Genomic DNA, 13,000 nt, shown 5'->3' with positions numbered 1-13,000 from the left:
GGGTCAGGCGTCGAGGATCTGCCCGGTGCGGCGGACGACGGGCGGATCGACGCTCCACGGGAAATTGATCCAGGCGTCGGTGCGCTTCCAGACGTACTCGCACTTCACGAGGGACTGCGACTTCTCGTATATGACGGCGGAGCGCACGTCGGCGACATGGTCGAGACAGAACTCGTGGACGAGTTTCAGGGTTTTGCCGGTATCGGCGACGTCATCGGCGATGAGTACCTTTTTGTCGGTGAAGTCGATGACATTGGGTACGGGCGCCAGCATGACGGGCATGTCGAGCGTGGTCCCCACACCCGTGTAGAACTCCACATTCACCAGGTGGATGTTCTTGCAGTCGAGGGCGTAGGCGAGACCGCCGGCGACGAAGACGCCGCCGCGGGCGATGGAGAGGACGACGTCGGGTTCGAATCCGTCGTCGGCGATGGACTGGGCGAGTTCGCGGACGGCGGTGCCGAAGTCCGAGTAGGTCAGATTCTCGCGACCGGAATCCGTGCCCTGGGCGTCCTGGGCGTCCTGGTCCACGGAGTTCACACCTGCGTCCGGTGGAAATTGAGGAAGGACCGGGAGGCGGTGGGCCCGCGCTGCCCCTGGTAACGGGAGCCGTAGCGCTGAGCGCCGTACGGGAATTCGGCGGGTGAGCTGAGCCGGAACAGGCAGAGCTGGCCGATCTTCATGCCGGGCCAGAGCTTGATCGGGAGCGTCGCGAGATTCGACAGCTCAAGGGTGACGTGTCCGGAGAATCCGGGGTCGATGAATCCGGCGGTCGAATGCGTCACGAGGCCGAGGCGGCCGAGGCTGGACTTTCCCTCCAGGCGGCTGGCGAGATCATCGGGCAGCGAGACGACCTCGTACGTCGACGCGAGCACGAATTCGCCGGGGTGCAGGATGAACGGCTCGTCACCCTCGGGCTCGACGAGCCGCGTGAGATCGGCCTGCTCGACGGAGGGGTCGATATGCGGGTACCGGTGATTCTCGAACACCCGGAAGTAGCGGTCCAGCCGCACATCGATGCTCGACGGCTGCACCATCGATTCGTCGTACGGGTCGATGCGCACACGCCCCGCGTCGATCTCGGCCCGGATGTCCTTGTCTGAGAGAAGCACGCGTCGAGGATACGCAGAGTAGGCGGCTCCGCCGCAACGCGGGCGCCCCCGGTGCCCCCGGGGGGAAGGGGGCGCCCGTCACCACCGCTACCGCCGACCGGGCTCCACGGGATCGGGAACCGGAACCGGTACGGAAACCGGTACGGGAACGGCGTGGCGCAGCCGGGCACACCGTGGACAGCGGATGAGCCGGCCGGGACCGAGCCGGTCGGCCTGCTGCATCGGGAACGAAGCGGTACGGAACACATGCCCTTCGGCACATCGGACCACGGTGCGCTCGATCAAGTCCTCTGACAAGTCCTCTGAGTCCCTTCCCCAAGAGCCGCGTACGGACGGCCGCCGTGGCGCCCGCCCGACTGACGAGGAGGCCACATTACGGGACGAATAGGACGGGCTCGTGGACGGCACTCCGCACCTGAACCACGGGCGACACGCTACGCCCCAACTCCCGCCGACCGCACCCGCGTCCACACCTCGAACGCCGCCCTTCGGGCGGCGGAGGTGGGGCATGGGGTAGAGTGTGCAACGATGCGAAACCGGTTCCACCGGGCTATTCGCGCGGGTGTAGTTTAATGGTAGAACATCAGCTTCCCAAGCTGAGAGCGCGAGTTCGATTCTCGTCACCCGCTCCATTTTGAAACCCCAGGTCCGTGACCTGGGGTTTCTTGCTTGTCCAGTCGTCCGGCCCGGGGACGCGGCCGGGCCCCCGGCCGATGTGGAACCGGTGTGGGCGACCTGTAGGTTTCTCGTGTGTCCCGCCCCCTCGGCCCCTCATGCCCCCAGGTCCGTGCCGTCGCCTCTCCCCGCGCCGTGCGGAGGCCGTCGCTCCGGCGTCCGCTGCTGGTGGTACTGGCGTCCGCGCTGGCGCTGACCGGGTGTTCGGGCTCGGGCTCGGGTGACGACGGCAGACCCGCCGTCTCGTCCTCCGCGCCGACGCGCGGTTCCGGGCAGGGTGAGCCTTCCGCGTCGGCCACGCCGCCGCCGGGCACCGCGGCCCAGCGGCTGATCCCCACGAGCGGCCGGTACTTCGGTATCAGCACGCTCAAGACGCCCTGGTCGCCCGCGGAGACCGACGCGGTCGCGCGACGGGCGGGCAAGCAGCCGAATCTGCTGGAGTACTTCGTCAAATGGAACGAGGGCTACCGGCGAGGCGCTGTGGACGAGGCGTACAAGCAGGGCGGCGTTCCGCTGCTGACCTGGGAGCCGTGGGCGTCGGTCGAGGCCGGCAACGATCAGCCGGACTACGCGCTGGCGGAGATCGCGGACGGCCGTCATGACGCGTACGTCAAACGGTTCGCCGAGGACGTACGGGCCCATGGACGCCCCCTGATCCTTCGGTTCGCGCACGAGATGAACGGCACCTGGTTCCCCTGGGCCGAGAACACCAACGGCAATGACGCCGGTTCGTATGTGAAGGCGTGGCGCCATGTCCACGACCTCTTCACCCAGGCGGGCGTGCGCAATGTGGTGTGGCAGTGGAGCCCGAACATCCTGCGCACCATCGAGAAGACGCGGCTGCGGCCCCTGTATCCCGGGGACGCGTACGTCGATCTCGTCGGGCTGAGCGGCTATCGGAAGTACGAGAAACGGGCGGCGGACGTCTTCGATCCGGCGCTGAGCGAGATCCGCGCCTTCACGAAGCGGCCCGTGCTGATCTCCGAGACGGGGGCCCGTCCGGGCAAGGACAAGGCGGCCTGGATCGCGGACTTCTTCGGCTGGCTGCGCGGTCGTCCCGAGGTGATCGGGTTCGTCTGGTTCGAGCGGAGCCCGGAGCACGGCGGCAAGCAGGACTGGCGGTTCGCGGAGACCCCGGGGACCCAGCGGGCGTTCCGCGGCGGGCTCGCCGGCCTGGAGCTGGCGGATGCTCCGGACGGCGAGCCCGTACCGTCGAAAGAGCCCGAGTAGAACGGCCCGATCGACTCAACGGGTAGGCGGGTCAGGCCCGTTGGCCGACCGTGACGGGTTCGCCTGTGCGGATGGGTTCGCCGGTTCCGACCGGTGCGCCGTTGGTCGCCGCTGCGTCCGAGGCCACGAAGTCGGCCAGCCAGGCCCGGAAGTCCGGCCCGAGGTCCTCCCTCTCGCACGCGAGACGGACCACGGCACGCAGATACTCGCCCCGGTCGCCGGTGTCGTAGCGTCTTCCCCGGAAGACGACCGCGTGGACGGGCCCGCCGAGCGACGGATCGGCCGCCAGTTCGCGCAGCGCGTCGGTGAGCTGGATCTCTCCGCCCCGCCCGGGTGGGGTGCGGCGCAGCACGTCGAAGACCTCGGGGGCGAGGACATAGCGGCCGATGACGGCGAGATTGCTGGGCGCGGTGCCCGGCTCCGGCTTCTCGACCAGGTCCGTCACCCGCAGGACGTCGTCCTGTTCGGCGTCGCCCGCCGGGCGGACGGCGGCGCAGCCGTAGAGGTGCGCGCGGTCGGGGTCGACCTCCATGAGCGCGACGACACTGCCGCCGTAGCGCTGCTGGATGTCAAGCATGCGGGTGAGCAGCCGGTCGCGCGCGTCGATCAGGTCGTCGCCGAGCAGGACGGCGAACGGCTGGTCGCCGACGTGCGGTTCGGCGCACAGGACCGCGTGCCCGAGACCGCGCGGATTGCCCTGGCGGACGTAGTGGACGGTGCCGAGTTCGCTGGACGCGCGGACCCGCAGAAGCTTCTCCTTGTCACCCTTGAGTTCGAGGAGCTGTTCGAGTTCGTAGGCGCGGTCGAAGTGGTCCTCCAGGGCCCGCTTGTTGCGGCCGGTGACCATGAGGACGTCGTCCAGGCCGCTGTCGGTGGCCTCCTCCACGACGTACTGGATGGCCGGCTTGTCCACGACGGGGAGCATTTCCTTCGGCGTGGCCTTCGTGGCCGGCAGGAAACGGGTGCCCAGACCGGCGGCGGGGATGACGGCCTTGCGGGCGCGCGGGAAGGTGGCAGGCATGGCACTCTCCGGGCACGGCGTCGCCGCCGTGCCCTGGGGTCGCTACGGGAAAGTGAGAGAGAGGGAAGGGCCGGATCAGTCGGACGTTCCGGCGGCGGCCGATACGAGGTCGATCCCGCCGATGCCCGACTTGAAGGCCCGGGTGGTCGCCGCGTCAGAGGTGAAGCGCCAGTCCGCGCCGCCACCCTCCTCCTCGCTGCGCTCGAACCAGACGAACCCGATGACGTCGGGATTCTTGGCGAGCCAGGTGAAGAAGTCGGAGGTCCAGGGGGCCTTGCGGGAACCCGGCTGGGCCCCGGTCTCGGTGATGAGTACCGGCTGGTCGGTGAATTTCCGCAGGGCCTTCAGGGTGGCGTCGAAGACCTGGGACGCGGTCTTGTCCTCCACGGCGTAGCCGACCATGCCGACCCAGTCGACGTACTTCTTGCCGGGATAGAGAGCCTTGAGGCTCACATCCGGAACGGGCCGCAGGATGTTCGGGCTCCACAGCCAGATGACGTTGTCGGCCCCGGCCTCGTCGAAGAGCTGGTGAACGTGGCGCCACGCCTTCACGTAGTCGCCCGGCTTGTTGCCGCTGCGCTTCTCGGACCAGGGGTACCAGTCGCCGTTCATCTCGTGCGCGAAGCGGAGTGCGATGGGCCACTTGTGCTCGGCGACGCCCTTGGCGAACTGCTTGATGTACGCGTCGTGTTCGCCGGACGCGATGGAGTCGAGGGAGTACGCGGGCTGGTCGACACCGGCCTTCTTACCGGCCCAGGGCTCCCAGGCGAGCAGGGGGAGCATGCCCTGCCGGTACGAGGCGTCCACCGTCTCGGGTTCGAAGTCCTCCGTCCACTTCACGAAGTACTCGACCATGGTCGGCCGGGTGCCCGCCGCGGCGGCGACCTTGTCGATCTCGTCGGTGGACCAGGGAGCCTCGAAGGTGCTGACCCCGAAGTGCTTGCCCTTCGGGTCAAGGAAGCTGTCCCGGGCCGGGATCGCCTGGGTTTCCGAGCCGTTCTTCAGCCGCTCGGTGATGCCCGGCTTGTTCTCCTCGCGCCCGAAACCGGCGAAGGAGGGGCCGGAGTTGGACTGGACCAGCACATAGACGCCGTAGCTGAGCGCGGACAGGACCACGACGTTGAACGCCATCCACAGCCGCAGCCGGATGCCGGTGCCCCGGTTCCAGAAGTGCAGCCGCTTCTTGCGGCGCGGGTTGTTACTCGCCCTAGACACTCATCATCACCGACCCGAACAGGATGGCGCCGCCGAGGAGATAGGGAATGACGACCAGCGGGCTGTGGGTGCGCTCACCGGCGAAGCTGTCGGCGCGAGTGCCCCAACTGGCGTTGTGCGCCATGCGGAAGAAGCCCAGCAGCCGCACGGGCAGCAGCAGCAGCGTGTTGATCACCATGAAGATCGGCAGGAAGAACATGTCCTGCGGGCGGTAGGCGAAGTGCCGGCCGAACCGGACCGCCATGGAGAGCAGGGACATGATCGCGGCGAGCACCAGGATGAAGGCCAGGGACTGCCAGGCGACCTCCGGCAGCGGCAGTTCGTTGTAGATGCCGGGCTTGCTCCGCGAGAAGGCCGCCACCACCCAGGAGGCAAACGTACCGATCAGGACGAACGGGACAAGGATGTCGGCTATGTAGAACAGCCAGAGGATCTTGGCGTGGCGGAGCATCCACCAGAACATCCGCAGGGTGTTGTACTGCGATCCGCGCGCCCAGCGGTACTGCTGCTTTGCGAGCTTCTTCAGTTCGAGGGGCGCGTCCGTGTACACGAGTGACGTCGACTGATAGACGCACTTGTAGCCGGCCTTCAGCGTGTAGTTCGTCAGCGTCCGGTCGTCGCTGACCTCCAGGAAGACGCCCAGGAACTTCTCGCTGAGGAAGTCGTCCATGCACTTGTCGAGGATGTGCTTGCGGAACGCGATGGTGCGGCCCGGCAGACAGCCGACCGTGCCCAGGACACTCATGGCGGGCATCGAGTACTGGCAGCGCACGCTCTCCAGCCAGTCCGCCCAGCGGGTCAGGACCGCGCGGCCGGGGTCGAGGATGCGCTGCCGGGTGGTGACACCGCCGACCTTGCGCTCCCGGAACGGCTTGATCAGCTCGCTGAGCGTGTCCTTGGTCCAGATGGTGTCGGAGTCGACTAGGACCGAGATCTCGCCCGTGGCGTGTTCGAGACCGACCCGCAGGGCGTTGCGCTTGCCGGGTATCTCCGTCCACAGCCACATCACGCCGACATCGGTGCAGATGCGTTCCAGGTTGGGGTTACGGCGGCCGTTGATCACCACGATGATCTCGGTGGGCTGCTGCTCGATGATGCGTCGCAGCACGGACCGGAAGAGATCTTCCGGTTCGTCCACCACCGGAATAATCACGGATGTGGTCGCGTAGTAGGGTCGTGTCCACGGCTTGTAGCGGCGGGCGAGCAGGATGCGCAGCACCCACAACGCCCAGATCATCGTCATGAAAACGGCGAACGGGTAGACCGTCCCGTGATTCCACCATTCTCTGATCTCAAGCAGAAACGCGAGCATGGGCCATTCCCGGAGCCGGCGATTGGGCGCAGGGCACGACCGCTCGTATCCATCATCGTGTGTGGAAAGTGTGGCGAGTTCGCGACGGCTGCGTCGCGAGATACCTCATGGGGCCTACACACACTAAGCGGAGTCGTGAAGGGCCAAATTTGCATAAGTCGGACATGACACTGCTTGCTCTCAGGTCGTGAGACACGATTGTTCCCGGATCGAATCCGAACAGAAGCTCGACTTTGTACAACCTTTCGAGGATTCATGCGGGCAGAAGACACATGGGACGTGTGGCGAACGTGTGTGCTTAAGGTGTGGCTTCACATCAAGCCAACCGACCGCACATCACTGCGGCTGACCGAGAGGGCCGCATGCCTTTCCGTGTCACAGTCATAGGCACCGGTTACCTCGGTGCCACGCACGCAGCCTGCATGGCCGAGATCGGCCACGAGGTGCTGGGCGTCGATGTCGACCCCGACAAGATCGCGGCACTCCAGGCGGGCCGGGTTCCCTTCTATGAACCCGGCCTTGAAGACCTGCTCGCGAAGCATGTCGCGAGCGGCAGGCTGCGGTTCACCACCTCGTACGAAGAGGCCGCCGACTTCGGCGACGTGCACTTCTCCTGCGTGGGAACGCCCCAGGTCCGGGACGGCTACGCGGCGGATCTGCGGTACGTCGACGCGGTGATCGAACAGCTCGCCCCGCATCTGACCCGGCCCTGCCTGGTGGTCGGCAAGTCGACCGTGCCGGTGGGCACGGCGGAGCGGCTCGCGGACCGGCTCGCCGAACTCGCCCCGGCCGCCGAGCTGGCCGAACTCGCCTGGAACCCGGAATTCCTGCGGGAGGGCTTCGCGGTCGAGGACACCCTCCGCCCGGACCGGCTGGTGTTCGGCACCCGCTCCGACCAGGCCCGCAAGACCCTCGAAGAGGTCTACGAGCCGGTCATCGGGCAGGGAACTCCCGTGGTGGTCACGGACTTTCCGACCGCCGAGCTGGTCAAGACGTCCGCCAACGCCTTCCTCGCCACCAAGATCTCCTTCATCAACGCCATGGCCGAGGTCTGCGAGGCCAGTGGCGCGGACGTCGGCCGGCTGGCCGAGGCGCTCTCCCACGACGACCGGATCGGCGGCCGGTTCCTGCGCCCCGGTGTCGGGTTCGGCGGCGGCTGCCTGCCCAAGGACATCCGCGCTTTCATGGCCCGCGCCGGCGAACTCGGCGTCGACCAGGCCCTGACGTTCCTGCGGGAGGTCGACGCCATCAACATGCGGCGCCGCTCTCGCACCGTCGATCTCGCCCGTGAGCTGTGCGAAGGCCGGTTCCTCGGCCGGAAGATCGCGGTACTCGGCGCCGCCTTCAAGCCCGACTCGGACGACGTACGGGACTCACCCGCGCTCAATGTGGCCGGGCAGATCCAGCTCATGGGCGGCGACGTCACCGTCTACGACCCCAAGGCCATGGACAACGCGCGCAAGGTCTTCCCCAGCCTCGGTTACGCGCAGAGCCTGGACGACGCCGTACGGGGTGCGCACGCGATCCTGCTGCTGACCGAGTGGGAGCAGTTCCGCACCCTCGACCCGGAGTGGTTGCGCGGTCAGGTCGCGGAGCCGCGCATCGTGGACGGGCGGGGAGCGCTGGATCCGTCGCGGTGGCGGCAGGCGGGCTGGACGTATCGGGCGCTGGGACGGCCGTGAGGCGGTGAGGTCGTGAGGCGGTGAGGTCGTGAGGCGGCGGGGTGGGGCATACCGGGTGACCGGTCACCCCACCCGTTGAAGCGCCCTCTCCCGGCGTGCGCCGAGGTCCGAACCCGACTCGCGGCGGGCCGTACGGCGCAGGACGAACGGGGCGACGGCCAGAGCCAGTACTGCCCGGACGTCCAGCACCGCGGCCGTCTCCCCGGCCCGCCAGGACGCGCCGATCTCGACCGCTACCGCCGCGTCGGGGAGCAGCGCGGAGCGCATGCCCAGGACCGGGAGCTGGATCAGGGCGACCGAGACCGGATGACGGCCACGTTCGCCACCCTGCCGACGCCGGCCGCCGGAGCCGTGCGGGGGCAGGTGTCCAGCCCTCCGCTGAGGCTCCCGACACGTAACGTCAGCCGCGCTCCGGCCGTCGTACCGCAAGCCCTCTCGGTCGATGAGCACCACACCGACGCCACGCTCGACTTGGACAATCTCGGCGTCGTTACCGACTCCCGGCGTCTCTGCCTGGTGTCCCTCTCCACCGGTCAGCTCATCGAGCCGTCGATCATGAACGCCGTCGGACTCAGCGGCGCCATCACCCACTCGTCCGTTTCGTCAGCGAACTGCACCGCGCCCATGCTGCCATCCTCACCCCCTTCGCCTGGGGCGCGGCAGCCCGACCGCCGTTCCTGCCCGAAGTCCGCGTCGGCCGGCCCCGGACGCCTTCGGGAGCGCGGCGGCAGGTCGCCGACGGGGCGGGCGATCTGCGCTCCGAGGGTCTGCTTCACCGCGCCGCCCTGCCCGGTGCTGACCAGCGTCACCGAAGCCCTCGACAGTGCGCTGTCCCGGGGCGTGGCCAAACGGTGGCGGCCGACCCGTACGAGCCGGAAACCGTCGCGTTCGACGGCCCGCGCGGCATGACGCTCGCCCACGACCTGTTCCACACCGACAGCATCGGCGTATTCGACTACCACCAGCACGCCGCCGACCGCACGAGTGGGCTCCTGGGGGCCAGGGAGACTTCGCTCCTCGTCACGGCCCTGTTCCTGCGCGCAGCCGAACTGGAGTGGGGCGAACAGGGAGACGTCTGGGGACAGGTCGAAACGAGAAGCCTGCTGCCGGTGGATGTATTCCCCGACCAGATCAGCAGAACGGTCGACGCGTTACGGCGTCTCCCGGCTGCCGACGCCGGCCCTCTGGCTCCCTTGCAAACATGGGCCACCGGCATGGAGTTCGGCGCCCGAGCCCTCGCCGAATCGGCAAGCGGGGGCAACCTTCATCTCGACCTGCGGCATCCTGGCCCGGCACACCCTCTTCCATTGGAACGGCATGGGCTTCACCACGCGCCAGCAGGCCACCTGGGCGCGAGCGGCCGGAAAGACGATCCTGGGAGGTTGACCTTGATGACCTTCGCGCTGGACCACACGGCAGGCAAAACGAGCACCACCCCGCCCGCGCTCGTGCCTACGGGGCGGTCATGACTCCAGTCGCAATGTCCCTCGAACCCAGCGCTGGCCCCTGCAAAGCGCTCCATACTGGGAGCACTTGAGGGAGGAAGCCTCGGCCATGTTGAGACGGTGGGCACAGCGGCGCTACGACAAAGCGCAGGCCGAGTACTGGCGGAGCATTGAACCGGTACTTGAGCCCGGGGAACGGAAGATCGCCAGTTCCCCCGCTCGGAACCTGTGGGATGGTCCTCAGGACGGCGTCCTCTTCCTCACCGACCGGACCATCTACTGGGGTGCATGGCTGGGACAGGGGAGGCGTACCAAACCCATGTTGGCCCAGCAGCTCCGGGAATGTCCGAGTGCACGCATCGGCGAGCAAGGCACCTTGGATGTGGCAGTGGGCGGCGAGGGCATTGGATCGTTCGCTTCGTTTGCGCCAGCTCCTGGCGCCGAGTGGAGCTTCGCAGAGTTCTGCAAGAGCTTCGGCCAGACCTTGGAGGACAGCCGCGTCTTGCCACCAGCGCCGGAGACACCGCCTGCTGACTCGGCGGGTTAGGTAGGTCACCGCGGGATGCGGCCCAACAAGCACCAGCCCGGGGTGCTTCGAGACGAAGGGTCAAGCCGTCAATGACCGCTAAAGAGCCCACGCTTCCCAAGCTGAGAGCGCGAGTTCGATTCTCGTCACCCGCTCCCTACACTCGATGACGAGAGCCCCAGGTCAGAGACCCGGGGCTCTCGTGCTGCGGGTCAGCCGTGTCGTTTGAGTTCGCGCACGGCCGCAGGCATTGCGAGGCACAGGGCGAAGGAGGTGGCGAAGCCGCCTCCCCCTGCCAGAACGACATCCGTCGTGCCCACGCCTGACCGAAGTACCAACAGGCTCACGAAGAGTCCGACCACCATGGAGCAGGCAACGTACAGCGCCAGCCACAGCTGCCACGTACGTGCGGAACGCGCCGTCGATTCGGGCATGGACTCGATCCTTTCGAGAGTACAGGGGAGGAGGAGAAGGAACGCGTGGAGGGAAAACAGCGGTGGCAGGCCGTCACAGTGGCTCGACCGAGCCGTGCAGCAGGTGTTCGGCCAGCTCGGCCCGCAGCCGGCCAAGTGCCGAAGCGTACGAGACGTACACGTCGGCACGTCGGCCGAGCTCACCGAGAAGAGCTACGCTCCGACGCTGCTCTCCGAGCGACGGAAAGCGCACGGGAAGGTGGCCCAGAGCCACGGAGCTCAGCGAGGGAGCCGCCGTCGCCGCCGCGCGGTGGGACATCCACTCACGCGCGTAGCGGAGGCCCAGGTATGCGTGGAGGTACAGGGGCTCGATCCCTACTTCCGGGCGTACGCGCAGACGCATCACGTTCGAGCTGAGCAGCCATCCGGCCTGCGGGCCGGAGACCAACGCGGGTTGCTGCTGCGCGCCCGTGCGGACGCAGACGACGTCGTGAGGGAGCAGCTCGAACTTCTTGAAGCGCTCGGCCGTCTGCCACGGCACGCGGTGCCGGGTTTCGTCCACGATCCTCCCTTCGACGAGATCCTGCGGGAAGACGAGCGGAGTGCCGACGTCCGCTGTGCGTGCCGCTGCCGGTAGGCGGGTGTAAGAGGGACCGGGTTGGATCTCGCACAGGTCTTTGAGCACTGCCTCGTTCCAGCTGCCGGGTCCCGAACCTGTGCGGTAGCCGTTCCCCGTTCCCCTCGCACGTCGCTCCAGCAGACGAAGCATGTCCACATGCTCCGCCGCCTCCTCGTCGGCTTCGCACAATCGGGCCTTGTCAGGAGCAGCACCGTAGTTCCCACCCCCCAGATAGTCGGCAGGACGAAGCGAACACTCCTCGTCGGCGACGATCTCGCGGGCCACGACGACTGCTGAGAAGCCTCGCTCGGCAGCACGCACCGCGTACTCGCCGTCCGGGCACAGCTCCCCGTCGAGAAACGGGCGGACCACAGCCGTGATCGCGTCGCGATCCGAGTCCCGCAGTACGCGCCGACGTCGGACCTTAGTCCCCAACTCCTGGGCGTCGACGAACAGGATGCCTTCCCTCGCCGGATGCTCCACTCGTCGTAGCACCCATAGGGAGACCGGCACAGGCGTCGCGGAGAACAGATGGGACGGCACCGTGACGACGCACTCCACGGCCCACCCAAGGACAAGGGCACGGCGGATCTCGCGCTCGGCGGCGTTCACCGAGTTGCCCGCCTTGACCGGCATGACCACCACCGCGCGACCGCCGGGAACCAGCGCGCCCAGCGCGTACTGCAACCAGGCGAAATTGTCATTTCCCTGGGGTGGTGATCCGTACGGCCAGCTCCCCGTCCTGCGCCCCGGGCCAGGTGCGTCGCTCATGTTGAACGGAGGGTTCGTCAGCACCACGTCGACACCGTGTTCGCCCTTCGGTGGCCATCGATCGGACCGGGTGCTGGTCAGCTTCGCCCGTACGCCGAGGTGGAGAAGGTACAGACTGGCGACCGCTTGCAGCCGGCCGTCGAGGGTCTCGCCGTACATGGTCCCCCGCGCGCCTCCGATGTGGCGGTATGCGGCCGCCAGCATCTCTCCCCCTCGCATGTAGGGGTCGAGCACTGTGGTCTTCTGTCCCGGGGTCAGTACGAGTGCCGCGGCCAACGAGGCCAGGCCCATCGGACTGCAGAATTCCGCGCTCTGCAGCCCTTCCCGGGCGCTGAAGGACTCCCACACGAGCTGAAACGCGCCCATGCCTGTGCCTGCCGCCGTCTGTACTGCCGTGGTGAGGTCGTCCCAGCTCCGCGGTTCCAGTTGCAGCAAGCTGCTGCGCATGTCGGCGCGGACGCCGTTCCGGCGCAGCGTGTCCTGCGCCATGTCGCCGAGGGAACGGAGCAGTGATTGCCCGTCTCGGGCCCCTTGACCTGCCGACATGACGTCCTCGATCCGGCGCCACCGCTCCGGTTCCGCATGTCGTACGTACATCACGATGAGACAGAGATTCACGAAGTCCGCCATCGGCGCCGGGCCTCGGACCCGGTCCGCAAGTCGGCCCATCAGCTGATCGACGGCCTCCTTGTCCTCGGTCCCGATACGCCGAGTACTGCGAATGGCTCCCGACTTCGCTGACCGTCGGTCTCCGCTGGTGCGGAGGAATCGGTCCGCGTAGGTGGTTCCCGCCTGCTCCCCTTCGAGCAACTGCGGTTGAGGGACGGTGCGATTCATCAGCCACCGCGCGATCTCGGCTTCCTGGAAGAGCTCCGTATCGCCGGAGCGCACAGGGGTGGGGAAGTCTCTGTGCCGCCGGGCCCAGTTCGACACGGCCGGACGCTCCACGCCCGCACGCTCAGCGATCTGAGCTCTGGTG

General features: G+C 67.7%; 12 protein-coding genes, 1 tRNA gene and 1 pseudogene. 5 read left to right on the top strand and 9 right to left on the bottom strand.

Going from position 1 to position 13,000, the window contains the following annotated elements:
- Positions 1 to 3: 3 nt before the first annotated feature.
- The 3 genes from ACIQNU_RS40750 to ACIQNU_RS40740 form a co-directional block, all read right to left on the bottom strand.
- Entirely contained in the window at positions 4 to 531 is a 528-nt protein-coding gene (locus tag ACIQNU_RS40750) for a phosphoribosyltransferase (protein WP_401376828.1), read from the bottom strand.
- Between the two features lie 5 nt (positions 532 to 536).
- On the bottom strand, positions 537 to 1,112 hold the full coding sequence (gene dcd, locus ACIQNU_RS40745; RefSeq protein ID WP_401376826.1) for a dCTP deaminase: 576 nt from the start codon (positions 1,110 to 1,112) through the stop codon (positions 537 to 539).
- A gap of 87 nt (positions 1,113 to 1,199) precedes the next feature.
- The gene (locus ACIQNU_RS40740) at positions 1,200 to 1,394 is read right to left on the bottom strand and encodes a hypothetical protein (RefSeq protein ID WP_401376923.1); all 195 of its coding nucleotides are present in this window, start codon (positions 1,392 to 1,394) and stop codon (positions 1,200 to 1,202) included.
- A 276-nt stretch (positions 1,395 to 1,670) separates the two neighbouring features.
- Between ACIQNU_RS40740 and ACIQNU_RS40735 the strand changes: the two genes are divergently transcribed.
- Positions 1,671 to 1,744 (top strand) — tRNA-Gly (locus tag ACIQNU_RS40735).
- A 118-nt stretch (positions 1,745 to 1,862) separates the two neighbouring features.
- A complete protein-coding gene (locus ACIQNU_RS40730) occupies positions 1,863 to 3,017 on the top strand; it encodes a glycoside hydrolase family 26 protein (protein ID WP_401376823.1) in 1,155 nt (384 codons plus the stop codon).
- A 31-nt stretch (positions 3,018 to 3,048) separates the two neighbouring features.
- On the opposite strand, the gene galU is transcribed toward ACIQNU_RS40730, so the two are convergent.
- The 3 genes from galU to ACIQNU_RS40715 form a co-directional block, all read right to left on the bottom strand.
- A complete protein-coding gene (gene galU, locus ACIQNU_RS40725; RefSeq protein WP_401376820.1) occupies positions 3,049 to 4,038 on the bottom strand; it encodes a UTP--glucose-1-phosphate uridylyltransferase GalU in 990 nt (329 codons plus the stop codon).
- 75 nt (positions 4,039 to 4,113) lie between these two features.
- On the bottom strand, positions 4,114 to 5,253 hold the full coding sequence (locus ACIQNU_RS40720) for a glycoside hydrolase family 26 protein (protein ID WP_401376817.1): 1,140 nt from the start codon (positions 5,251 to 5,253) through the stop codon (positions 4,114 to 4,116).
- A complete protein-coding gene (locus ACIQNU_RS40715) occupies positions 5,246 to 6,565 on the bottom strand; it encodes a glycosyltransferase family 2 protein (RefSeq protein WP_401376814.1) in 1,320 nt (439 codons plus the stop codon). The genes ACIQNU_RS40720 and ACIQNU_RS40715 overlap by 8 nt, the downstream gene beginning before the upstream one ends.
- Positions 6,566 to 6,927: 362 nt before the next feature.
- Here ACIQNU_RS40715 and ACIQNU_RS40710 point away from each other — a divergent pair, with 362 nt between their 5' ends.
- Positions 6,928 to 8,247: a UDP-glucose dehydrogenase family protein gene (locus ACIQNU_RS40710; protein WP_401376811.1), complete on the top strand. Its 1,320-nt coding sequence runs from the start codon at positions 6,928 to 6,930 to the stop codon at positions 8,245 to 8,247.
- Between the two features lie 63 nt (positions 8,248 to 8,310).
- Here the strand turns inward: ACIQNU_RS40710 and ACIQNU_RS40705 are convergent, their stop codons facing one another.
- Positions 8,311 to 8,514, bottom strand: a complete 204-nt coding sequence (locus ACIQNU_RS40705; RefSeq protein WP_401376808.1) for a hypothetical protein — start codon at positions 8,512 to 8,514, stop codon at positions 8,311 to 8,313.
- 39 nt (positions 8,515 to 8,553) lie between these two features.
- Between ACIQNU_RS40705 and ACIQNU_RS40700 the strand changes: the two are divergent.
- A pseudogene (locus ACIQNU_RS40700) lies at positions 8,554 to 8,888 on the top strand (lantibiotic dehydratase); the annotation flags it as partial.
- Positions 8,880 to 9,716 (top strand): thiopeptide-type bacteriocin biosynthesis protein, encoded by an 837-nt coding sequence (locus ACIQNU_RS40695; RefSeq protein ID WP_401376921.1) that lies wholly within the window; start codon positions 8,880 to 8,882, stop codon positions 9,714 to 9,716. The pseudogene ACIQNU_RS40700 and the gene ACIQNU_RS40695, both read left to right, overlap by 9 nt.
- A 714-nt stretch (positions 9,717 to 10,430) precedes the next feature.
- Here ACIQNU_RS40695 and ACIQNU_RS40690 read toward each other — a convergent pair.
- Together ACIQNU_RS40690 and ACIQNU_RS40685 are read right to left on the bottom strand one after the other, a co-directional pair.
- Positions 10,431 to 10,652 (bottom strand): hypothetical protein, encoded by a 222-nt coding sequence (locus tag ACIQNU_RS40690; protein WP_401376806.1) that lies wholly within the window; start codon positions 10,650 to 10,652, stop codon positions 10,431 to 10,433.
- Between the two features lie 73 nt (positions 10,653 to 10,725).
- Positions 10,726 to 12,510 carry an N-6 DNA methylase gene (locus ACIQNU_RS40685; RefSeq protein ID WP_401376804.1) on the bottom strand — a complete coding sequence of 595 codons (1,785 nt, stop codon included), beginning with the start codon at positions 12,508 to 12,510 and terminating at the stop codon, positions 10,726 to 10,728.
- Positions 12,511 to 13,000: the final 490 nt, after the last annotated feature.

The organism is Streptomyces sp. NPDC091292, from assembly GCF_044757265.1.
Classification (GTDB): Bacteria; Actinomycetota; Actinomycetes; order Streptomycetales; family Streptomycetaceae; genus Streptomyces.
This window is presented reverse-complemented; position numbering and strand designations above follow the sequence as displayed.